This window comes from bacterium (genome assembly GCA_024228115.1).
Lineage (GTDB): Bacteria > Myxococcota_A > UBA9160 > UBA9160 > UBA6930.
Map to the genome: position 1 here is coordinate 1 of JAAETT010000622.1, position 20,936 is coordinate 20,936.

General features: G+C 66.0%; 24 protein-coding genes. 15 read left to right on the plus strand and 9 right to left on the minus strand.

Annotated elements, in window-relative coordinates:
- The first annotated feature begins 199 nt into the window (after positions 1-199).
- Positions 200-850: an N-methyl-D-aspartate receptor NMDAR2C subunit gene (locus tag GY937_26015; GenBank protein MCP5060171.1), complete on the plus strand. Its 651-nt coding sequence runs from the start codon at positions 200-202 to the stop codon at positions 848-850.
- A 203-nt stretch (positions 851-1,053) separates the two neighbouring features.
- Here the strand turns inward: GY937_26015 and GY937_26020 are convergent, their stop codons facing one another.
- Together GY937_26020 and GY937_26025 are read right to left on the minus strand one after the other, a co-directional pair.
- Complete coding sequence (locus tag GY937_26020) at positions 1,054-1,854, minus strand: hypothetical protein (protein ID MCP5060172.1); 801 nt, start codon at positions 1,852-1,854, stop codon at positions 1,054-1,056.
- A gap of 68 nt (positions 1,855-1,922) precedes the next feature.
- Positions 1,923-2,564, minus strand: coding sequence for a response regulator transcription factor (locus tag GY937_26025; protein ID MCP5060173.1), 642 nt, complete (start codon positions 2,562-2,564; stop codon positions 1,923-1,925).
- A 108-nt stretch (positions 2,565-2,672) separates the two neighbouring features.
- On the opposite strand from GY937_26025, the gene GY937_26030 reads away from it, so the two are divergent.
- Positions 2,673-4,553 carry a hypothetical protein gene (locus GY937_26030; protein MCP5060174.1) on the plus strand — a complete coding sequence of 627 codons (1,881 nt, stop codon included), beginning with the start codon at positions 2,673-2,675 and terminating at the stop codon, positions 4,551-4,553.
- Positions 4,554-4,679: 126 nt separating this feature from the next.
- Complete coding sequence (locus GY937_26035; GenBank protein MCP5060175.1) at positions 4,680-6,152, plus strand: sugar transporter; 1,473 nt, start codon at positions 4,680-4,682, stop codon at positions 6,150-6,152.
- Positions 6,153-6,162: 10 nt separating this feature from the next.
- Here GY937_26035 and GY937_26040 read toward each other — a convergent pair whose 3' ends face one another.
- Entirely contained in the window at positions 6,163-6,795 is a 633-nt protein-coding gene (locus GY937_26040; GenBank protein ID MCP5060176.1) for a TetR/AcrR family transcriptional regulator, read from the minus strand.
- Between the two features lie 107 nt (positions 6,796-6,902).
- On the opposite strand from GY937_26040, the gene GY937_26045 reads away from it, so the two are divergent.
- From GY937_26045 to GY937_26070, 6 genes are all read left to right on the plus strand, one after another.
- Positions 6,903-8,141, plus strand: coding sequence for a hypothetical protein (locus GY937_26045; protein ID MCP5060177.1), 1,239 nt, complete (start codon positions 6,903-6,905; stop codon positions 8,139-8,141).
- A gap of 1 nt (position 8,142) precedes the next feature.
- A complete protein-coding gene (locus tag GY937_26050) occupies positions 8,143-8,679 on the plus strand; it encodes a methylamine utilization protein MauE (protein ID MCP5060178.1) in 537 nt (178 codons plus the stop codon).
- Entirely contained in the window at positions 8,676-9,299 is a 624-nt protein-coding gene (locus GY937_26055; GenBank protein ID MCP5060179.1) for a redoxin domain-containing protein, read from the plus strand. The genes GY937_26050 and GY937_26055 overlap by 4 nt, the downstream gene beginning before the upstream one ends.
- Positions 9,296-9,850 carry a hypothetical protein gene (locus GY937_26060; protein ID MCP5060180.1) on the plus strand — a complete coding sequence of 185 codons (555 nt, stop codon included), beginning with the start codon at positions 9,296-9,298 and terminating at the stop codon, positions 9,848-9,850. Before GY937_26055 ends, GY937_26060 begins: the two co-directional genes overlap by 4 nt.
- 17 nt (positions 9,851-9,867) lie before the next feature.
- Positions 9,868-10,263, plus strand: coding sequence for a cytochrome c (locus GY937_26065; protein ID MCP5060181.1), 396 nt, complete (start codon positions 9,868-9,870; stop codon positions 10,261-10,263).
- A 99-nt stretch (positions 10,264-10,362) separates the two neighbouring features.
- Positions 10,363-10,740: a VOC family protein gene (locus GY937_26070; protein ID MCP5060182.1), complete on the plus strand. Its 378-nt coding sequence runs from the start codon at positions 10,363-10,365 to the stop codon at positions 10,738-10,740.
- Positions 10,741-10,807: 67 nt separating this feature from the next.
- On the opposite strand, the gene GY937_26075 is transcribed toward GY937_26070, so the two are convergent.
- The 3 genes from GY937_26075 to GY937_26085 all read right to left on the minus strand — a co-directional run bounded on the left by GY937_26075 (position 10,808) and on the right by GY937_26085 (position 12,597).
- Positions 10,808-11,323, minus strand: a complete 516-nt coding sequence (locus GY937_26075) for a hypothetical protein (GenBank protein MCP5060183.1) — start codon at positions 11,321-11,323, stop codon at positions 10,808-10,810.
- A 38-nt stretch (positions 11,324-11,361) separates the two neighbouring features.
- On the minus strand, positions 11,362-11,577 hold the full coding sequence (locus GY937_26080; GenBank protein ID MCP5060184.1) for a hypothetical protein: 216 nt from the start codon (positions 11,575-11,577) through the stop codon (positions 11,362-11,364).
- Between the two features lie 102 nt (positions 11,578-11,679).
- The gene (locus GY937_26085; protein ID MCP5060185.1) at positions 11,680-12,597 is read right to left on the minus strand and encodes a hypothetical protein; all 918 of its coding nucleotides are present in this window, start codon (positions 12,595-12,597) and stop codon (positions 11,680-11,682) included.
- An 89-nt stretch (positions 12,598-12,686) separates the two neighbouring features.
- Here GY937_26085 and GY937_26090 point away from each other — a divergent pair, with 89 nt between their 5' ends.
- Positions 12,687-13,007: a hypothetical protein gene (locus GY937_26090; protein ID MCP5060186.1), complete on the plus strand. Its 321-nt coding sequence runs from the start codon at positions 12,687-12,689 to the stop codon at positions 13,005-13,007.
- 3 nt (positions 13,008-13,010) lie between these two features.
- Here GY937_26090 and GY937_26095 read toward each other — a convergent pair whose 3' ends face one another.
- Both GY937_26095 and GY937_26100 read right to left on the minus strand, forming a co-directional pair.
- Positions 13,011-14,990 carry an SDR family oxidoreductase gene (locus tag GY937_26095; protein ID MCP5060187.1) on the minus strand — a complete coding sequence of 660 codons (1,980 nt, stop codon included), beginning with the start codon at positions 14,988-14,990 and terminating at the stop codon, positions 13,011-13,013.
- Complete coding sequence (locus GY937_26100; protein ID MCP5060188.1) at positions 14,975-15,814, minus strand: metal-dependent hydrolase; 840 nt, start codon at positions 15,812-15,814, stop codon at positions 14,975-14,977. Before GY937_26100 ends, GY937_26095 begins: the two co-directional genes overlap by 16 nt.
- A 66-nt stretch (positions 15,815-15,880) precedes the next feature.
- Here GY937_26100 and GY937_26105 point away from each other — a divergent pair, with 66 nt between their 5' ends.
- Genes GY937_26105 through GY937_26115 form a run of 3 tightly spaced genes read left to right on the plus strand, consistent with a single transcriptional unit; the run spans position 15,881 to position 18,819 of the window.
- The gene (locus GY937_26105; GenBank protein ID MCP5060189.1) at positions 15,881-17,485 is read left to right on the plus strand and encodes a GMC family oxidoreductase; all 1,605 of its coding nucleotides are present in this window, start codon (positions 15,881-15,883) and stop codon (positions 17,483-17,485) included.
- Between the two features lie 7 nt (positions 17,486-17,492).
- Entirely contained in the window at positions 17,493-17,945 is a 453-nt protein-coding gene (locus GY937_26110; protein ID MCP5060190.1) for a hypothetical protein, read from the plus strand.
- Positions 17,946-17,994: 49 nt separating this feature from the next.
- Positions 17,995-18,819: an SDR family oxidoreductase gene (locus GY937_26115; GenBank protein ID MCP5060191.1), complete on the plus strand. Its 825-nt coding sequence runs from the start codon at positions 17,995-17,997 to the stop codon at positions 18,817-18,819.
- Between the two features lie 29 nt (positions 18,820-18,848).
- Here the strand turns inward: GY937_26115 and GY937_26120 are convergent, their stop codons facing one another.
- Entirely contained in the window at positions 18,849-19,838 is a 990-nt protein-coding gene (locus GY937_26120) for a TIGR03617 family F420-dependent LLM class oxidoreductase (protein MCP5060192.1), read from the minus strand.
- Between the two features lie 128 nt (positions 19,839-19,966).
- Between GY937_26120 and GY937_26125 the strand changes: the two genes are divergently transcribed.
- Both GY937_26125 and GY937_26130 read left to right on the plus strand, forming a co-directional pair.
- Positions 19,967-20,740 carry a glucose 1-dehydrogenase gene (locus GY937_26125; GenBank protein ID MCP5060193.1) on the plus strand — a complete coding sequence of 258 codons (774 nt, stop codon included), beginning with the start codon at positions 19,967-19,969 and terminating at the stop codon, positions 20,738-20,740.
- 9 nt (positions 20,741-20,749) lie between these two features.
- On the plus strand, positions 20,750-20,936 hold a 187-nt coding region (locus GY937_26130), incomplete at its 3' end, for a hypothetical protein (GenBank protein ID MCP5060194.1).

Consider the following 20,936-nt stretch of genomic DNA (forward strand, 5'->3'; position numbering starts at 1 on the left):
ATCCGCCGGAATCCGGTCTTCCAGCGCTACGTAGCTGAACATCGAACCCTGCTCTCGATCGCTTCCCCGCATTCCCTCTACCCCCGCCTCTTTTCTACCATTTGAAGGAGTGAAGCACGGGGTTTTTCAGCACCCTGTTAAACGCCTCCTCCGACGGTGGCCGTTCCGGCTTCTCTAACCGCACGAAGGCGCAGCAGCCATGCCCACTGAGGAACAGGTCGCCTGCGCACGCGACCGCTGGAATCACCTCTGGCTACGCTTCGATGTTCCCGCACCCGTTGACGGGACTCTCGACAAGCTTCTTCGCTCCTATGGAGATCACCAACGGCACTATCACACCTTCGCCCATGTCCTCGACTGCCTGGAAGTCCTGGATCGTTTCGAACACCTAGCGACCAGGCCCCACGAGATCGAGGCCGCAATCTGGTTCCACGATGTCGTCTATGACACCCGTCGGAGCAACAACGAGAAAGCGAGCGCAGACTGGGCCGCAAGCACGCTGCGAGCCTGCGGCGCTGCGGCCGATGCAGTAGAGCGAGTTCGAGAAATCATCCTGGCGACATGTCACACGGGCGAGCCCGGCACCTCAGACGAATCCCTCGCACTCGACATAGATCTATCGATTCTCGGCCGCGACCGGGGCAAGTTCGACATGTACCAAGCGCAGATCCGCCGCGAGTTTGATTGGGTTCCGGCTGACGCGTTCAGATCGGCACGAATCAAGGTTTTGCACAGCTTCCTTGACCGCGAGTGCATCTTTCGAACGAATGAGATGCGCACTCGATACGAAGACGCGGCTCGGGAGAATCTCGCGACTGCGTTAGAAGAGCTGTCAGCTACCAAGGATTGAGGCAGCGTGCGGAAGAGGAAGAAGGGGAACCTGGCCGCAAGGGCGGCCTAGGTCAAGACTAAGAACTGGCTCTTAGCCAAAGCCATCTCCGGCCCGAAAACTCTTGACGACGGACAGTGGTTCCCATCAGCAGAAGTCAGTCAGATCGGTGACCCACCGTTGGTCGATTCTCTGCGGGTTCTTCGAACCCTACCGGACAGTCATTACCCCGCAGAGCATCTGCCCTGCCGCCGACCAACCCGCCACAAACCCGCGACGCCAGCGAAGAGCAACAGCCCCGTAGACGCCTCCGGCACCAACCCCGCGCTGTACTCGAGCGTGTACGCGTCGGCGAAGCGAACGGTCTGGCCCTGGTGCTGGAAAGTCGCGGTGGGGTCGATCGCAAAGAGCGGGTCGGCGATCGCGAGGAACTGGCCGGTGGCATTGCCACGTGCGAGCAGACTCACCCGGATGGGAACCCCCGGAGAAAGCCCGAAGGCGTGGAAGAAGTTCTGGCTCCACGTCGGGAACTGCGGACTGGCGCCGCCCCCCTCCGTGATGTTCAGGCCGCCGCCCGTGATCCTCACCGAGGCATCCGCGAAGCCGAGCAGCGTCGGGCCGGGAATCGGCAGGAGCGAGGCGGACGTGAACCCGGAGACCGTCATCGGCACCTGGAACCCAGTCGGGAAGCCAGGGAGTGCGACGGCCTGGACCTGGTAGGACGCGCCCGCATTGGCCAGGTCGAGCCCGCTCCCGTTCGGGATCGTGTAGCCGCTGACCTGGGCAGAGGGAGACAGGCCACCGGTGAACGAGATCGAGACATCCCACACGCCGCCCCCGGTCGAGGTCTGCGCTCCCGGGCTCACGGTGATTGGCGTGTTCGAGACCTGGTTGAAGTCGATGTAGTTGAATGGGGCCACCCAGCCCTGGAGCGTGGCGACGAAATTCGGCGGGGCAAGCGGTACGGCCGTTGCGCTGCCGGTGGTGACGAGCAGCGCGAGAACGATCGAAAGTGTGAGTCTCATGGGAACCTCCGTGTGGAGGATCCTGGGGTACGACGCCGGCCCCGGGAATCGTCGGAATCGACGACCCCCTACTCGTCCGGGCGGACGATCCCGAGCTGGAGGGCCTCGTAGGTGGCCTCGCTCCGCGAGTGGACGGAGAGCTTGCGGTAGACCTTGCGAACGTGGGTGGCCACGGTGGCCGGCGAGATCGCGAGGAGGTCGGCGATCTCGTCGTAGGTGAAGCCCTTGACGATGTGGCGCAGCACCTCGAGTTCCCGCTCCGAAAGACGGGGCGCATCCGGCGAGGGGGCGGGCGGGCGGAGTTCGCTCAGCACCCGTCGCGCCACCGAGGGGCTGAGGGGCGAGCCGCCGGCGATCACCTCGAGCACGGCCTGGGCCACGCCGGCGCGGGATTCGCTCTTCAGCAGGTAGCCGAGCGCTCCGGCCCGGATGGCGTCGAGCACGTGGCCGTCATCCCCGAAGACGGTGATGACCAGCGGCAGCGTTCCGCCCAGTTCGGCGCAGCGCCGGATGAGCGCAACGCCACTTCCATCGGGCAGGCCGAGATCGGTGAGGAGCACGTCGGGGTGCTCCTTCTCCAGCTCGCGGGTGCCCTCCGCGAGGGTGCTCGCTTCGCCGACGAGTGCGAGCTCTGCGTGCGCACGGATGGAATCCGCCAGGTGGGCGCGGACGGTCGGCTCGTCTTCCACGATCAGCACACGGTGGGGCATGGGGTCATCCTATTCCAGCGCTGGCGCCTTCGGCACCGTCATCGTCGCACCATCGTCAGAATCGATGATCTCTCCCCCGCGCCGCGCGCACCGCGATACCCTCGCGGGATGCTCGGACGCGTGCGCCTGCTGTCGCTGCTCGCGATCTTTCTATGGGCGGCCTGCAGCCCGGCGGGCCCACCCGAGCGGGCGTTCGACCGGGCCGAGCTGTGGGTAGGGGCTTCGGACGGGCCGCCGCCGGACGGCCCTGGGTGGCAGGAGGTGTCGCTGCCGGATCAATGGGGGCTCCAGCGACGGCGCGTCTCCACACGCGGGTGGTACCGGCTGCAGGTCCCCCTCACCGAAGCGCCGGCCGAGCCCCGGATGATCCTGCTGCCGCGCCTGGCCCTCAACGCCGAGATCTACGTGAATGGCGCCAGCGTCGGCAGCGGCGGGCCCATGGGCGCCCGCCCGGCGCGCAACGTGCTCCGCCCGCTCGAGTTCATCGCACCCGCGCCCCTCTGGCGAGCCGGCGCGAACGTGGTGCACGTCCACCTCGTCACCACCCAGGGCGTGCCCGGAAGCCTTCATCCCGTCTGGATCGGCTCCGCCGAAGAGTTGGCCCCGGTGCGCACCGCCGCCTCGGGCCGGCGCGTCTTCGCGCAGGCCACCGCCTTGGGAATGCTCGCCCTGGGGCTCGTCGTGCTGGCGCAGGCGATCCTGCGCACGCGCAAGCGTGAATCCGACGACGGCGGCGGCGCCTGGCTCGGCGCAGCTCTCGTCCTGCTGGCCGCCATGGCCGTGAGCGTCTTCTTCCCCACTCTCCCGGCTCCGGCCCGTGTCGTGGAATGGGGCGTCGGCGTGAGCTTCCAGTGGGCGGCGCTCGCGTTGGCCATCGGTGTGCGCCGCGCGGCCGGCCCCGGCCGCTCGGTGGTGGAGGTCGGCTTCCTGGGGGCCTACGCGGCCGCAGCCGTCGTCTTCGCACTCGTGCCCTGGGCGTGGGCGTATCCGTTCTGGGTGCTCTGGTCCCTGCTCTCCGGCGGCTTGCTGCTCCGCGCGGCGCTCCGTGCGACGGTTCACGCGGCCCGCGCGCGGAGCCCGGCATGGATGGTCGGCGCCGGGCTGGGCGTCACTGCGATCACTGCCCTCGCCGTCCAGTGGGTCGGCATTCTCACCCGCTCCGGATCGACGACGGCCGGTACCTTGCTCGGCGGCGCCGTGCTCCTCGGCGTCGGTGTCTTCCTGATCCGGCGACTGGTCGGCGCGCTCCGGGACGCGGAAACGCGAAGCGAGGAGCTCGAGACGCGGGTGGCCGATCGCGAGGCGAGCCTCGCTGCCAACTACGAGCGCATCCGCAAGCTCGAGAACGCGCAGGTGGTCGGCCAGGAGCGCGAGCGCATGACCCGCGAGATGCACGATGGAACGGGAGGCCTCCTGGTCGCCGCCCTCTCCCTCGTGCGTCGCGAGGCGGCGCCCGCAACGGATCTGGAGTTCCTGCTGGAGGAAGCACTCGACGATCTGCGCCTCACCCTCGATTCCCTCCAGCCCGAGCAGGCCGACCTCCCGACCTTGTTGGGCCTGCTGCGCCCGCGTCTCGAGCGCCAGCTTCGCAGCACGCGGCTGGCACTCGACTGGCAGGTGAGCGACGCGGGCGAGGGACGTCCCATCCCGCCGGACGCCTTCCTGCACATCATCCGCATCGTGCAGGAGGCCGTGACGAATGCGGCCCGCCACTCCGGCGGCACACGGGTCGGCGTAACCACGCGCGCCCTGCCTGATGAAGAGCTGCTGCTCGAGATCCGCGACGACGGCAGCGGCCGCGCCGGGGCGACCACGGATGGCGACTCCGCGTCGAACGCCACTGGGAGAGGCATCGCGAACCTCCACCATCGCGCCACGCAGCTAGGCGCCCGGCTCCAGGTCGAATCGGACGAGGCCGGCACCCGCCTCCGGCTGATCGTCCCCGAATGGCCGGCGGCTCAGCCCCCGCCCGTGGCGAATCCCGGGTAGTGCCAGGAACTCCTCTTCCGGTCCCCGCGGCCAGAGAACCCGCGATCACCTATCGTCCCGCCCGGCCCCGACCACCCGCATCGGAATCGAAAGGGACAAACGCGTGGCCTCCAGGGATCTTGACGTTTGAGCCAAAGCCGCGCAGCAACGGACGACCGCCAAGTTCCCTTCCCCATCCGCATCGCCTACGGCATCGGGTCCATTGCCGACGGCGCAAAGAACGCCGCTTTCAACGGCTTCCTCGTCCTCTACTACACGACGGTCCTCGGCCTCCCCGGCACGCTCTCGGGCCTCGCGATCTTCATCGCGCTCTGCGTGGATGCGGTCTCCGACCCGCTCGTGGGTTCGATCTCCGATCACTTCCACTCGCGTTGGGGGCGGCGACACCCCTTCATGTTCTTCGCGGCGATCCCGATGGGGCTGTGCTTCTACGGCTTGTTCGCGCCGCCCGATGGGCTTTCCGAGCAGCAACTGTTCGCCTGGCTCACCACCTTCGCGATCAGCGTGCGGCTGTTCCTCACGTTCTACATGGTGCCGAGTGGTGCGCTTGGGCCGGAGATGACGACGCACTATGACGAACGCACCCGGCTCGTGGCCTACCGGTGGCTGATCGGTTGGGTAGGCGCGCTCGCCGTCTCGAGCGCTGGTTGGTTTGTCTTCTTCGCAGATCGCGAAGTCCTGGGCGATGGCCGCCTCGACGCGAGCAACTACTCACAGCTGGGGATGTTCACAGGTGTCCTGGTGGCCAGCGCCATCCTCGTTTCTTCGTTCGGCACCCGCAGCGTCATTCCGCGGCTGCGGCAGCCGGCGGAGGACGGGCCGGCCTTCTCGCTCACGGGCTTCGGACGCGACGCGATGGCTGCGCTGCGCAGCCACACCCTGCGCATGCTGCTCGGGAGTTCGTTGTTCTCGGCCTCGGCTCTCGGCGTCGCCGAGGTGCTCGCCACCTACATGAACACCTGGTTCTGGGAGTTCCCGTCGAGCAACCTGGGCATGCTTGCCGCGTTTCAGATCTTCCCTCTCCTGGTCGGCTTCTCCATGGTTGGCCCGGTGAGCCAGCGCTGGGACAAGCGGAAGGCCGCCATCGGATTCGGCCTGTTCGCCATTCTGTGGGGGCCGCTTCCGGTCTTGCTGCGATTCGCGGGCATCGCCCCCGAGAACGGCAGCCCCTTTCTGCTCGTCTTCATCATGGCGCACGGCCTGTTCCTGGTCGCCGCCGCCATCCAGATCGGCATCCTGAACTCGTCCATGGTCATGGATGCCACGGACGAGCACGAGTACGAGTCGGGGCAGCGCCGCGAGGGCACCTTCATCGCGGTGACCACGTTCACGGGCAAGGCAGTCTCGGGCTTCGGGAGCTTCCTCGGCGGGGTGATCCTCGACCTGATCGACTTCCCGGTGGGTTCGGTCGATGCGGCGGTGGGCAGCGTCCCCGAGCTGACGATCTTCCGTCTCGGGCTCGTCGCCGGGCCGGGCCTTGTCGTCTTCTACCTCTGTTCCCTCTGGTTCATCACGCGCATGCGGCTCACCCGCGAACGTTATGCGGAGATTTCCGACGCCATCCACAGACAGGGAAGAGGCCACCCTCCGCAGGACTAGCTGGAATCCGTCAGTCGCGCCCGAGCCACGGTTCCAGATAGGCGCCATACATGGCCATCAGTTCGTCGATGAGAGCCTTGGACCGAGCGGGAGGGAGTTCGATCGCGAGGTCGACAATGGCCACTGTGCTCTCGATCAGGCAGCGTGAGATCAGGCGGGCTCGGGCAAGCGGGAGATCTGGAGCGATGCCGCGAAGGAACCGCGCGAACACATCCGCCATGCGGGCATTGTCTTCCTGATCGATTTCGTGCAGTTCCGGGACGGCACTCATGGCCCGGCGGATCCCCGCATGCCCGGGCTGTGCACGGACGCCCTCGTAGTAGCGATCGATTACCCGGCGGAGTGCCACGCGCCAGTCCGAAGTCAGCGAGAAACCTTCCAGGGCCTCGGCCACCCACGCGTCCCAATCCGCGACGGCGCGCTGGGCCAGCGCGATGACAACAGCCCGCTTGTTGGGGAAGTAGCGGTAGACGGTCCGGACTCGGACACCCGCCCGCTCTGCCAGCAGATTCGTGTTGAATCCGTCGATCCCGACCTCGTCGAGGAGCTCCGCGGCCACCGAGAGGAGCACTTCGAATGTCTCGCGGGCCCGTGCCTGGCGCGGCTCGCTGCGTAGGCCGAACTCGGAGCCCACAGCTCGCATGGGGCCGGGAGATTCGCGCCTGGAAGCGGTCGAAGTTCTTCTTGTCATGAGAAAAAGGGGAGTATATGCTCCCCTTCGCTGATTCCGCAAGGAATGGAGAACCATCCGTGAGAACCTCCTCGAGTTCGCTGACGCGGGCACCTGGCCTGCTCGTCCTCCTGCTCGTCGCGATCGGCCTCGCAGCGCCGCTCGCCGCAGAGACTCCGCGCGAGCAGGCCTCCGTTGCGACCCTTTCGCCGATTGGCGAGCACTCCCTCTGGGTGCCCGACCGGCTGATCCAGCACAACATCCTCTTCGATGGGGATTCCGGCGAGGTACTGGGGATGGTCGACTCCCCTTCCCTCATCACGCCCAAGACCCCGCTCCTCGTCCGTTCGCGCAACGAGATCTACTCCGTCGATATCGCGTACTCGAGGGGCACCCGCGGTGAGCGTGTGGACTTCGTGAGTGTCTACGACGCGACGACCCTCGCCTTCAAGCATGAGATCGTCTTCCCCACCCAATCCGGCTCGAGCAACACCTCTCAGTACTACGCAGAGCTGATCGGAGAGCGCTTCATCGGCGTGTTCAACCAGTTCCCGAATACGTCCGTAGCCGTGATCGATCTGGTCGAGCGGCGCTTCGTCGAGGAGATCATCCTCACCGGCTGCGCGGGGGTCTACCCGATCGACGCGCATCGGTTCGCGTCTCTCTGCGGAGACGGCACGACCGTCGCGATCGAGCTCGAGGAGAGCGGGAGCTTCAAGCAGCTCACCCGGAGCGCTCGTTTCTTCGATGTCGTCGAGGATCCGGTCGCCATGTCGGCGGGCCGCTCGGGCCAGCGCTGGACGTTCATTTCATTCGCCGGGCAGGTACACACGCTCGACTACTCGGAGGCCACTCCCGTCGCCCAGCCGGCGTGGTCACTCACGGACGAGGCCGAACGCAAAGCGGAATGGCGCCCGGGCGGGCTGCAATACGTCGCCGTTCACGGAATGAGCGGCCGCCTCTTCGTGGTCATGCACCAGGGGGGCCCCGGCACCCACAAGGACGCTGGCCCGGAAGTCTGGGTGTGGGACCTGGAGAGCCAGGAGCGCATCGGCCGTTTCGAATCTCCCAATCTGACCGCTGCGTTTCTTGCATCGTTCATCGGTGTGGCAGAAGACAGCTTCCTCTACGGCGTCCTGAACTGGGCGCTGCCTTCCGGTGGGGTCCACACGATCGCGGTCACCCAGGACGAGAGCCCCCTGCTCTTCGTCCGCAACGGGATGCTCGGTGCGGTCGGCGTGCTCGATGCCACCAGCGGCGATTCGTTGCGCACCCTCACCGAGACGGGCCTCTCCGGCCCCACACTGCGGGTGCCCTGAGATGGACCCCGCCTTCCACTGGATCCTCCGCGGCAGCCTTGCCGCACTCTTCGCTGTCGCGGCCACGCACAAACTGCGGGATCTAGAGGGCTTCGGCGAAACCCTGCGGGCCTATCAAACCCTCGGTGGCGGCTGGGTCGCACCGGCCGGCGCAGCGCTCGTGCTGGCGGAGCTCGGTGTCGCCATCGCGCTGGTCCTCTCGCCGAATGCCCTGCTTAGCTCGGCGGGCGCGGCCATACTGCTCGGCCTCTACTCCTTCGGGATCGGCATCAACCTCGCCCGCGGCCGCCGCGACATCGATTGCGGCTGCCTCGGTCCCTCGGCGCGCAGCCCGCTCTCCGGCGGCCTGCTGGTGCGCAATGGCGTGCTGATCGTGGCCGCACTCCTCACAGCGCTCCCGGTCACCTCCCGCGCCCTGCATCCCCTCGACGCACTCACCATTGGCGGGGGCCTCATCGCCACCGCCTTCGTCTTCATCGCAGCTCAGCAGCTCGCCGCATTGGCGCCGGGCCTGCCCAGCCGGAGGAATTCCGCATGACCGAAGCCCTGCTCGTATCGAACGCGCTCCTGTGGGTCCTCGTCGTAGCCCTCGGCCTGGTCGTCGTCGCGCTCACACGACAGATCGGATTGCTACACGAGCGCATCGCACCGGTCGGTGCACTCGCAACATCAGCCGGCCTCGAGGTGGGAGATGCCGTTCCGGGGTTCGGCCTGCAGACACTGGACGGCGCGGAGCTCCAGCTCGCAGCGCAGCGCACGCTCCTCTTCTTCCTCTCGCCGACCTGCCCGGTTTGCGAGACGATCCTGCCGACGCTGCAACGGATCGAACGCGAAGAGGCCGGAGGTCTCCGGGTGATCCTCGCTAGCGACGGTGATCCGGAGGAGCATGGCCGCTTCGCCCTCGAGAAGCAGCTCGATCGATCGACCTACGTGCTCTCCCGGGAACTCGGGCTGCGCTTCGAGGTGGCCAAGCTTCCCTACGCCGTCCTGATCGACGCTGCCGGGCAAGTGGCCGCGAAGGGAATCGTCAACACCCGCGAGCACATCGAAAGCCTCTTCGAGGCCGAACGACTCCGAGTGGGATCGATCCAGGAGTTCCTGCAGCAGAACGACGAACTGCCGATGCTCGAGCTTCCCCGAGCGGGAGCCGAATCATGAAGGCCCTCGACGCATGGCTCGAGAGCCGAGCCCGCGCGATCGCGCGGAACACCAGCCGAAGGACGTTCCTGGCACGCCTCGGAGGCGTGCTCGCGGGCGGCGCAGCGCTTCCCCTGCTGCCAGTTGCACGCGCTTCAGCGGGCCCGGATTCCGCACGCGTCCCCGCGCCCGACGAGACGATCGAGGGCCCCGAGGGCGATCCCAAGAGCTGCGAGTACTGGCGCCACTGCGCCATCGACGGCTCGGCATGCGCTTGCTGCGGAGGCAGTGCCACGACCTGCCCGCCCGGAACCGAGGTTTCGCCCGTCACCTGGGTCGGAACCTGTCGCAACCCGGCCGATGGCAAGGACTACCTGATTTCGTACAACGATTGCTGCGGCAAGACATTCTGCGGCCGTTGCATGTGCAACCGCAACGAGGGCGAGCGCCCCGACTATCACTGGTACCGGAACAACGACATCAACTGGTGTGCGGGTGCCACCTCGCAGGTCTACAACTGCTCGATCGCCGTCGTCGTCGGCCAGGCGACCGAGCGCCAACCGGAAGAATGATCGGACGCTCGGGAAAAATGACCGGACGCCTCCTCGCCGCCCTGATCCTATGCGCCGCGTCCGCAGCCCACGCGGACGATTCCCGCCTTCGACCGCCCGCCGAGGGCTACGTCCTCCACTGCTCTGGCTGCCATGGGCCCGATGGCCACGGCGTTCCCGGCACCATACCCACACTTCACGGTGTCGGGCGCTTCGGGAGCACGCCCGAAGGCAGAGCCTATCTGGCGAGCGTGCCCGGCGTCGCGCAGGCGCCCGTCGGCGATGCCGAACTGGCGATCCTGCTGAACTGGGTGCTCGAACGTTTTTCGGAGACGGCTCCAACACCTCCCTACTCGGCAGAGGAGGTGGGAAGGTTCCGCAGCAAGCCGCTGCGGAACACGACGGCAGCGCGAGCCGCGCTCGTCGCTCCCTAGCCGGGGCTTTCACCGGGTTCGGGGGCACGCAGAACCCGCGCCTTGCATTGACTCCGGTTCACCTGTTTACTGCCCGCTCTGCGCCCAAGGAGCCACCCGATGATTGGATACGTGACGATCGGATCGAACGACCTGGACAAGGCCTGTGCCTTCTATGACGCCCTGCTGGCCGAGGTGGGCGCCAAGCAGCTCATGGGCATGGACAGGATCAAGTTCTACGGCACGGGGAAGGAAAATTCCGCGATGCTCTCGCTCTGCACGCCCTACGACGAGAAGCCTCAGACCTGCGGCAACGGCAACATGGTCGCGATTCCGGGCGGCTCCCGTGAGGGCGTCGACAAGCTGTATGCGAAGGCAATCGAACTGGGCGCCACGGATGAGGGCCCGCCCGGTGAGCGGATGCCGGTCTTCTACGGCGCCTACGTGCGCGATCTCGACGGCAACAAGCTCTGCTTCTTCGACATGAAGGCTGGCTAGGCCGGGTGTTCTTTCCCCGGACGCGGCTGCGGACCGTTCCGGGGAAGGGGCAGGCAGCCGCGCCGCATCAATCCCGTGGCGCCAGCTCGAAGATCCAAAGGTAGCCCGACGTCACGGCTTCCAAGGGGATGTCCGTCCCGTCCGCGTACTTGCGGCTCAGCTCCGCGAGGATCGGCTCCAGTTGTGGGCCTTCCAGGATCCGCACGAGCTTCCGCTCGTAGATCTCGTCTCCGACGCGAAGCAGGATGCGACCATCCTTCTCCGCCTCGAGGGGCCACTTCTTCCAGATGCGCCCCCACCAGGTCGTCATGTAGCCGCTCGGAATGTAGGCCTTGCCCGCGTGCTCGATGATCCACGTCGTGCGCGAACGCGCGGGCGAGAGCGACTGGAACTCGACCTCCCGGATGTCGCGAACGAAGGCCCAATCCGGCTCCGGGCTGTCGATGAGTTCGCCGCTGGTGAACGCGCCGCCGGCCACGATGGCGAGCGGCCCGTCAGAAAAACGGGCACCTACGAGCAAGGCAGCGATCACGACCGCCAGCACGACGATCACACCACCGACCACGCGCAACAACGTCCTCATTGGAGCCCTCCCAATTCCGGCATTTCAGAGCCGGTGTTTCAGAACGAGCGGAACGTAGCGCGGATTGCCTTTCGCTTGCGCGTCTTGCGGATGGCCAACATCGGCACGAGCACGAAGGCCACCTCGAAGCCAAGCCCGCAACGGCTGAACGAGCCGAAGAAGAGCACATCCGGCTCGTGCTGCTCGGCGTAGTCTTCCGTGAGGAAGTACTCGTAGCGAGCGTCGGAGAGCAGATGGCGACGGAAGAAGCTCACGGCGTAGAGATCCTGGATCCGCTGGGCCGTATCGAGCGGGAAGGCCGGCGGAACGCAAGTCTCGAAATAGGGATCGATGAGCGCGTCCGCTCCGACCAGAGGTCAGATCGCCGGGCCGATGCCGACCCCGATCAGCACGCTGGCGATGTCGCAGATATTGGCGAAATGGAAATGGTCGGCGCCAACGATGTCTGCGCGGTAGACGGACGACGAACCGATCAATTCATGGGGACGAATCGTCTCCTGGTCGATGGGCGTCGTCGTATCGAAGGTTCCGGAGAGCAGCAGCGTGGGGCTCTGGATCGACTGCAGCTCGGCGTCCGTGAGGATGCCACTGGCCGGTGCGATGGGCATGATCGCCGTCACCCGGGGATCCGGCGGCACGTCCGGCACTCCGGAGGCCATCGCAAGCGCCGTGTAGCCGCCGAACGAATGGCCGGCCACACCGACGCGATGCCCACGCACGCGGCCCTCGAAGGTGTCGCCCGCCGTCCTCGAACGCTTGATCAAGTGGCCGATGACGAAACTGATGTCCAGCGGACGATCATGAGCCGACTGCTCGAAGGGGACGTCGGTGCCGTTCTGGAAATCCAGGACCGTGTTTCCCGTGTGATCAGGCGCGGCCACGATGAAACCGTGGCTGGCCAGGGTTTCACAGAGTTGGATCGACTGGATGTTGAAGCCGCCGGAACCGTGTGAGAACACGATCAGGGGCCGCTTGCGCCGGGAACTGACCGGGGGGCTCTCCGTGGCCACGTCCGACGTGAGGCCCAGGCCGAGAATCAACGGGTAGAAGGCGAGCGTGCTTCCCTCGTCGCCCGGATCGACCGGATACCAGACACGCAGCGGAAGCGGACGATCACCGCGATCGGCGTCGACGATCACGCTCTCGCGATGGCCCACGGCCCACTCACCCAGTTCGCCGGGCAGCGGATCGGGAAGGCCCTCGTGATTGGCAAGAGCCGCCGAAGTCGGCAAAAGGAGCAGAAAGACCAGGATCAGCGTGATTCGGGTGGTCATGGAGCCTCCAGCCGGTCGGCCCTCCGACCCTACCACGGGCCGTCCGCCCGCTTCTCAAGGCGGCTGCGGCGGATGCCGAAACGGAGGGGATGGATCGGCGTCGCAGCCCGCGCTTCCGAACACGTTTCGATTCCCTGGTCTCCTCCGAGAGCGGCGAAGGCGCCGGAATCCTTGCGGAAATCTCCTACGCCGGAGCCCGGCTCCAAGGCGTGGACATCGTGCCGCCGCCCGGAACGAAGGTCACCCTCTACGTGTTCATCCAGCCCGTCGCGCCCTTTCAGCTACAAGGAAGCGTCGCGCGGGTCGAGGAGAGCGGTTTCGCCATGACCTGGGAGCTCTTCGACGAAGAGATCCGACGGCTCGTCGATGACGTGAGTGCCATCGTTTCCGGTCCCACCGCCGGCGTCTGACGCCTACCAGTGCGTGCCCGGAAGCAGGTGCGCAAACGCGACCGCCTCCGTGCTCGGCTCTTCCTCTCCAGCCTTGGAGGTTTCCCCGCGCGCCGCCGCTGAATCCGGCAGCAACCGCCACGCCATGCTGGCGATCGCGTCGGTCGCCTTCGGCGCAACGGCGTAGATCAGCTGGGTGAAGACGCCCATCTTCGTGGTCACCCGCTTGGGCCGGTCGATGACCGCCCCGCAGATCAGGTCCGCCGCCTCGTCCGAACTGATGGTCGGGAAACGCTGATAGATCTTCGTCGGCGCAATCATTTCCGTCCGGACGAGGGGCATGCAGACCGTCGTGAAGGCGATCTCCTCATCCAGGAATTCCGGTGCCGCACAACGGCTGAAGGCATCGAGCGCCGCCTTCGAGGCCACGTAGGCCGAGAACCGCGGCGGATGGGTCTGCACGCCCATGCTGGAGATGTTGATGATCTGTCCACCCTTTTGTTTCTGCATTGCAGGCAGGAAGCCCAGGATCAGCTTCATCGCACCGAAGTAGTTCAGTTGCATGGTGCGCTGGAAATCGTGGAAGCGATCGTAGGAGAGATTGACCGAGCGGCGGATCGAGCGGCCCGCGTTGTTGACCAGGATGTCCACGGAGCCGTGTTGGGCGAGCACCTCGGCGACAAGGGCGTCGCAGCTCTCGAGGTCGGAGAGGTCCGCCGTGTGGATGAAGGCCGTGCCGCCGACGTTCTCGACTTCTTCCTTTACCACGGCGAGCTTCTCGGCGCTGCGCGCGACGAGCAGCACGATGGCGCCGGCCTCTCCCAGGCGCAGGGCCGTAGCCCGGCCGATTCCGGCCGAGGCGCCCGTGATCAGCACGCGCTTTCCCGCAGCGGAGCTGGCAAGGGAGCGATCCTTGAACAGATCCGGGTCCAGCTCGCGCTCCCAGTAGTCCCACAACTTGTGGGCGTAGCTATCGAGGGGCGGCACTTCGATGCCGGAGCCCTCCAGAGCGGCCGTCGTCTCGCGGCAGTCGAGCCGCGGAAGCTCCATCACATCCAGCACACGGCTCGGAATCCCCAGATCGTCGAGGGTTTGGTTGACGATGCGCCGAACCGGCGGCAGATCGGCCAACGCGCTGCGCAGGGATCTCGGCAGCGCATTCGAGATATTCGCTTCGACGCGCAGGCCGAACTCGGGCGCATGGGCTGCGCGGGCGAAGATGTTCATCGCCTTGCCCAGGCTCGTGATCTCGGGGTCCACGAGGTGGAAGGTCTTCCCGTCGAGCCCATCCTTGTGGGCGATGTGATCGATGGTGCGGGCGATGAAATCGACCGGCACGATATGCGTCGGCCCGCCTTCGATCCCGACGAGGGGGAACCAGGCCGGCAGGGCTCCGCGCAACTTCTGGATCAACTTGAAGAGGTAGTAGGGGCCGTCGATCTTGTCCATCTCGCCCGTGCGGGAGTGACCGACGACGACGCCGGGCCGGTAGATGCGCCAATCGAGGCCGGCGGCGTCGCGCACGAGCCCCTCGGAATCATGCTTCGTCCTGAAATACGGATCGTCGAGGCCCTCGGCCTCGTCGAACATGTCCTCCCGGAAGATGCCCGGATAGCGGCCTGCCGCCGCGATCGAACTAACGTGATGGAAACCCGAAGCGCCGATCGCCCCGGCCAGTTCGAGCGCGTGCCGGGTGCCATCCAGATTGGCGCGAGCCAGGCTCTCGGCATCGGCGTCCATGTCGTAGAGCGCCGCGACATGAAAGAACTGCGCACCCCGCATGGCATCGATGTGTTCGTCGGCCACGCCGAGACGCGGTGCGAGCAGGTCTCCCACCACGGGGATGACGCGTTGCCCAGGCTCTCCCCAGCTCTTTCGAAGCTCTTCGAGGCGTTCGCGGGAGCCCTCACGGACGAGGACGTGGATCGGGCCCTCGCGCCGGAGAAGCAATTCGACGAGATGGCGGCCGATGAACCCGGTAGCGCCGGTCACGAAATACGACATGGAGGATCCTCGAGTTGGAAGCTGAATCGCCCACTCTTCCACTTCAGCACGTCCCGCGTCAAGCGCGCCAGGAAGTCAACGGGCGGCGGGATGGGGATCTTGGCCGGGTCGTAGCGGGGGCTCCAGGTGCGGAGGTAATTCCGTCCCGCGGCGCGGGTCATCGGCGTGCGGGGGGTCACGAGCTCTCGGTTCAGGGCCTTCGCCATGCATTTGGCCATGCGCTGGACGTACGAGAGGTAGTGCCACTGGGCCCGGGTGCCGACCACGACTCGGTAGAAGTAGCTTCCAACCAGGTGTTCGAACACGCCGAACGCCACCGTGCGATGCTCGATCTCTTCGGCCATATGCCAAGGCCACAGCTCGCCGCCCGGGGTCATGCTGCTCTCGAAACTCCCGTGCTCTGCCATCGCCAGGGCGCCGGAACAGGTCATGGCCTCGAAGCCTTCGGCGTAGGCCGCGTTCCAACGCAGGGGCTTCTCCTGGCTGAAGCGTTGATAGTCGGCTTCCATTTCCGCTTCGAGCCGCTCCAACTCAGCGCCAACAGCAGGCTCGAAATGACCGCGCAGCTTGACGTTGAAGTCCGCATGGTTCCGGAAGTGGTGCCCCTCCTGTTGGGAGAACCTCCGAACATCCTCGGCGAGCACGGGATCCGTGATCTCTTTGAGTGCCACCTTCATGGTGCGAATCAAATAGGGCTCGAGGTGGGGCATGGTGAGCGACAGACCCATCGAGGAGAGAACCAAGCCGAGTTGCTGGTCGTCCAGATCGAAATCGATGGGCTCCCCGAACTCGAAACGGATCTTCCGGACGGTGATATCGGCCATGTCGGGATGGTAGCGTGGACAAGAACCCTCCCCATGGCCCATACTCTGGCCCCGAAGAGGAGACCCATGTCCGAGGATATCGCCGACGTCCTGATCATCGGTGCCGGAGCCGCCGGGGCGGCACTCGCCTGGAGCCTGGCCGAGACGCGCATGCGCATCGTATGTCTCGAACAAGGCGACTGGATGAATCCGGCCGACTACCCGACCAGCCGAAGCGGCTGGGAGATGGAGCGCCTTGGCGCCTTCGGTCTCTCCCCCAACGGCCGAGGGCGAGCCGAAGACTACCCGATCAACGACGACGACTCGCCGATCAAGATCTCGAACTTCAACGCGGTCGGCGGCAGCACCGTCCTCTACGCCGGGCACTTCCCGCGCATGCATCCCTCGGATTTCCGCGTGCGCACGGTCGACGGCGTCGCCGACGACTGGCCCATCGATTACGCCACACTCGAGCCCTACTACGACCAGAACGCCCAGATGATGGGCGTCGCCGGCCTGGCCGGGGATCCGGCCTATCCGCCCAAGGAGCCGACCCTCCCGCCCGTGCCCATCGGCAAACTCGGCGACACCATCGGACGCGGGTTCGAGAAGCTAGGCTGGCATTGGTGGCCGTCGGATAGTGCCATCGCAACGGAAGAGCACGCCGGCCGCGCACCCTGCGTGAACCTTGGCCCGTGCATCATGGGCTGCGCGCAGGGCGCCAAGGGCAGTACCGATGTCACCTATTGGCCGGTCGCGGTGCGCGAAGGCGTCGAACTTCGCACACGCTGCCGCGTACGAGAGATCACCGTCGACGAGAACGGCATGGCCGACGGCGCAATCTACGTGGATGCCGACGGCGTGGAGCACAAGCAGAAGGCCGAGATCGTCATCGTTGCCTGCAACGGCGTCGGAACGCCGCGCCTGCTGCTGAATTCGCGCTCGTCCCGCTTCCCGGATGGCCTCGCGAACGACAGTGGACTGGTCGGGAAGAACCTGATGTTCCATCCCTACGCGATGGTGACCGGCATCTTCGAAGAACGCCTCGAAGGATGGAAAGGCCCCACGGGCTGCTGCCTGATCAGCCAGGAATTCTACGAGACCGATCGCTCACGGGATTTCGTGCGCGGCTACAGCTTCGAGATCCTCCGCGGTATGGGGCCGGTCTCGACCGCGCTCTTTGGGATGAGCACCGACCGGTTGTCCTGGGGCGCCGATCACCACGAGGCCTATGAGCGGATCTGGGATCGCACGGCCGGCATGGTCATCATCTGCGAAGACCTCCCGGAAGAACACAACCAGGTCACCCTCGATCCCGAACGGACGGATAGCGACGGCATCCCGTCGCCGAAGATCACCTACCAGCTGAGCGAGAACAGCAAGCGCATGCTCGATCATGCCGTCGCCCGGGGCAGGGAACTCCTCGAAGCCGCCGGTGCCGTGGACATGCTTTCGGAAGCGCCGCTTCCCCCCGCTGGCTGGCACCTGATGGGCACCGCCCGCATGGGATCGGACCCGAAGCACTCGGTCGTCGATTCCTGGTGCCGCTCTCATGATGTGAAGAATCTCTTCGTCGTCGACGGCTCCGTCTTCGTGACCTCCGGCGGGGTGAACCCGACCAACACGATCCAGGCGTTGGCCCTGTACGTCGCTGATACGATCAAGAAGAACCTGACGAACCTGTTCGAGTGAGGCATCCGTGAACGACCCGCAAGCAACCGACGAAACCCGCGCTCTCTCCAAGCTGCTGGATGTACTCGTGCCGGCATCGAAGAATGGAACGATGCCAGCCGCCGGTGCCCTCGGCCTGGCGGCACCCCTTCGTGAAAAGGTGGGGGATGCCTGGCCCTTCATCGCGAGTGGCCTCGACGCCTGCGAGGCTGCGGCCCGCGCCCGAGGTGCTGAGGAGTTCGCCAGCCTTTCCCAGGAGGAGGCGACGGCCGTCCTGGAGCAGGTCGCAGCCGATGATCCGGCGTTCCTCGGAGGCCTGATCTTCAACCTCTACACCATGTACTACGAACACCCGGTGGTCCAGGAAGCGCTCGGATTGGAAGCCAGGCCGCCCTACCCCGGTGGCTACCCGCTCGAGCAGGGAGATCTCAGCCAGCTCGAACGCGTTCGAAACGGCCCCCGGCGCTACCTCGAGTGCTGACCCGCCCGAGATCGACGCCACCATCCTGCCACCTCGAGGAGGCCCACCCATGGCACGGCTCGAAGGAAAGATCGCTCTCATCACCGGTGCCGCCCGCGGCCTCGGCCTGGCCATGGGCCACCGCTTCCGGGAGGAAGGCGCGGAGGTCGTCATCAATGATCTCGATCCGGAAGCTGCCGCGAAGGCCGCATCGGAGATCGGCGGAAGCTCTTTCGCCGCCGATGTCTCCGATTCGGCAGCGGTCGCGGCGATGTTCCAAGAGGTCAGCAGTCAGCACGGACGGCTCGACGTGCTGGTCAACAACGCGGGAATCAACGGCGTCGAGAACGATCCCGAGCGAGCGGCCGACTTCAGGAATCGCATGCTCGCCCAGGCTGCCGAAGCCATGAGCGGCGGACCCATCACCACGCATATCGATGCGACCGTCGAAGCCACCGACGAGGATTGGCATCGGATGCTAGGCGTCCACCTGGACGGCACCTTCTTCTGCAGCCGCGAAGCGCTGAAGATCATGAACCCCCAGAATTCTGGCTGCATCTTGAACATGGGATCGATCATGGGGACCGCGGGTGGCGCAGGGGCAGCATCCTATTGCGCGGCAAAAGCCGGCATCCTGGGCTTCACGCGCTCGCTGGCGAGAGAGGTGGTGACGCGGAACATCCGTGTCAACGCCATTGCGCCGGGCTGGATCGATACCGATTTCACCTCGTTCCTCGAAGAAACGAAGATGGTGATCGCGGCCCAGACGCCGATGGGACGCCTCGGCGACGTGGATGACATCGCCTGGGCAGCCGTCTACCTGGCGAGCGACGAATCGAAATTCGTGACCGGCCAGGTGCTGAGCCCGAACGGCGGCTGGCACATGAGCCAATAGGAGGCGAGCCGCCTCGCCAGACAGCTCCCTCAGCGGGCTTTCAAAGCCGCCACCACATCCGCCCAATGCGCCGGATCCGGTGCGCGATTGTTCGTCAGGCTCACGCCATCGGCGATACCATCGAGACGCGCACGCAGCTTTCCGGCGATTTCTTCGCGCGGACCGACCACGGCGATCGTCTCGAGGATCTCGTCATCGATGCGTTCCGCCATCTCATCCCAGAGGCCCTGCTTCGACATCCGATTCAGCTTGAGGTGCAGCTCCCCCCAACCATGGCAATCGAGCGTGGGGCGATACGCCGGCGTGGAGCCGTAGAAGGCGAGATGCTTGCGAGCGACGAGCTTGACGCGCTCCAACTCCTCTTCGGTATCCGCCGTAACGATCATGGTTGCGCAGATCACATCGAGATCGGAGCGCGTCCGCCCACTCTTCACGAGGCCCCGCTCCAAGGCGGGCAACGTGTTCTCGAGCAGAGACCGGCGGGTGCTGAAGGGATGACCCAGGAAGCCGTCTCCCACTTCTCCGACCACCTCGGTCATCAGCGGTCCGAAGCCCGCCACGTAGAGCGGCGGCGGACCGAAGGGATGGGGCCCCGGGTCGAAAGCCGGGATCATCAACGTGTGCCGGTAGAACTCGCCTTCGAAACGAAGCGGCGCTTTGCCCTCCCAGGCATCGAAGATCGCTCGGATGGCCAACACCATCTCCCGCATCCGTGCGGCCGGCTTCGACCACGGCATGCCGAAGCGCTTCTCGATATGCGGCCGAACCTGGGAACCGAGCCCCAGTGCGAAACGTCCCTCGCTGATGGCGTGCACCCCCCACGCCAGGTTGGCCAGGTTCATCGGATTGCGTGCGAAAGCGATCGCGATCGCCGTACCCAGCCTTAGATGGGTCGTGCTCTCGGCGGCGAGCACCAGAGGAAGGAACGGATCGTGGCGGGCTTCGAAACTGAATGCGCCGTCGTACCCGATCTCCTCCAGACGCGCAAAATCGCGACCGGCGTTTCGGGGATCCTCCATCGGCGGAGTGGTGTAGACCTTCATGACGATGAATCTACTCTTCCGCGCCGGATCCATCCCGTCCTACGGTTCATGAGACGGATGGTTCTGCATTCCGTAGCATCAGCACCCAGCGGAGGGAGCGCGGGGTGACACTCCTCAACGGGAAGATCGGACTCGTAACCGGCAGCGCGCAGGGGCTTGGTGCCGCCGTGGCGCGGCTCGCGGCCACCGAAGGCTCGAAGATCGTGCTCGGCGACGTCCAGGCCGAGCGCGGCGAAGAGGTCGCCCATGAGATCCGTGCCGCTGGAGGCGAGGCGTTCTTCCTGCGCACCGATGTCAGCAATTCCGCGGATTGCGAGGGATTGGTCGCTGCGGCCGCCGACCGCTTCGGAGGCCTCGATTGGGCCTGCAACAACGCCATCTCCGGCGCGGGTGATTTCGGCCCCCTCGATACGCTCGAGGAGCGCAACTGGGATCGCACGCTCGATGTGGGCCTGAAGGGCGTCTTCCTCGGCATGAAGGCCCAGGTACCGGCCATGCTGCAAAGTGGCGGCGGCTCGATCATCAACGTGACGACTGCGGCCGCATTGAAGGGCGAGGCCATGCTCGCCGCCTACGTTGCGGCCAAGGGCGGTGTGCACTCCCTGACGATGACGGCTGCCGCAGAATACTCGGCGCGGGGCGTCCGCATCAATTCGGTGGCGCCGGGCGGGATGGAGACACCTGCGATCCAGCGCTACTTCGATCGGTTTCCCGACTTCAAGGACCAGACCGTGGCGGCTCATGCCATGCGACGCCTCGGCCGCCCGGAGGAGGTCGCCGAGCCCGTCATCTGGCTGGCATCCGATCGCGCCTCCTTCGTCACGGGTAGCTGTCTCGTGTGCGACGGCGGCTCTCTCGTCAATTCCCACCTCCTCTAGGAGCCATCCATGCCGGGACGCCGGACACCCGAACGGCCGCCGATCCCCACCCTCCTCGCTCCGAGCGTAAGTGCTGCGGAGCTTTCGCCGCGGCAGGTGAACCGCGAATTCCTGGCGCGTCTCGACGCGGGGGCGAAGATCCTTCCCTCGGGCAGCACCCGCAGCCGACCTCGACGCCTGCTCTCCCTGGGCTACG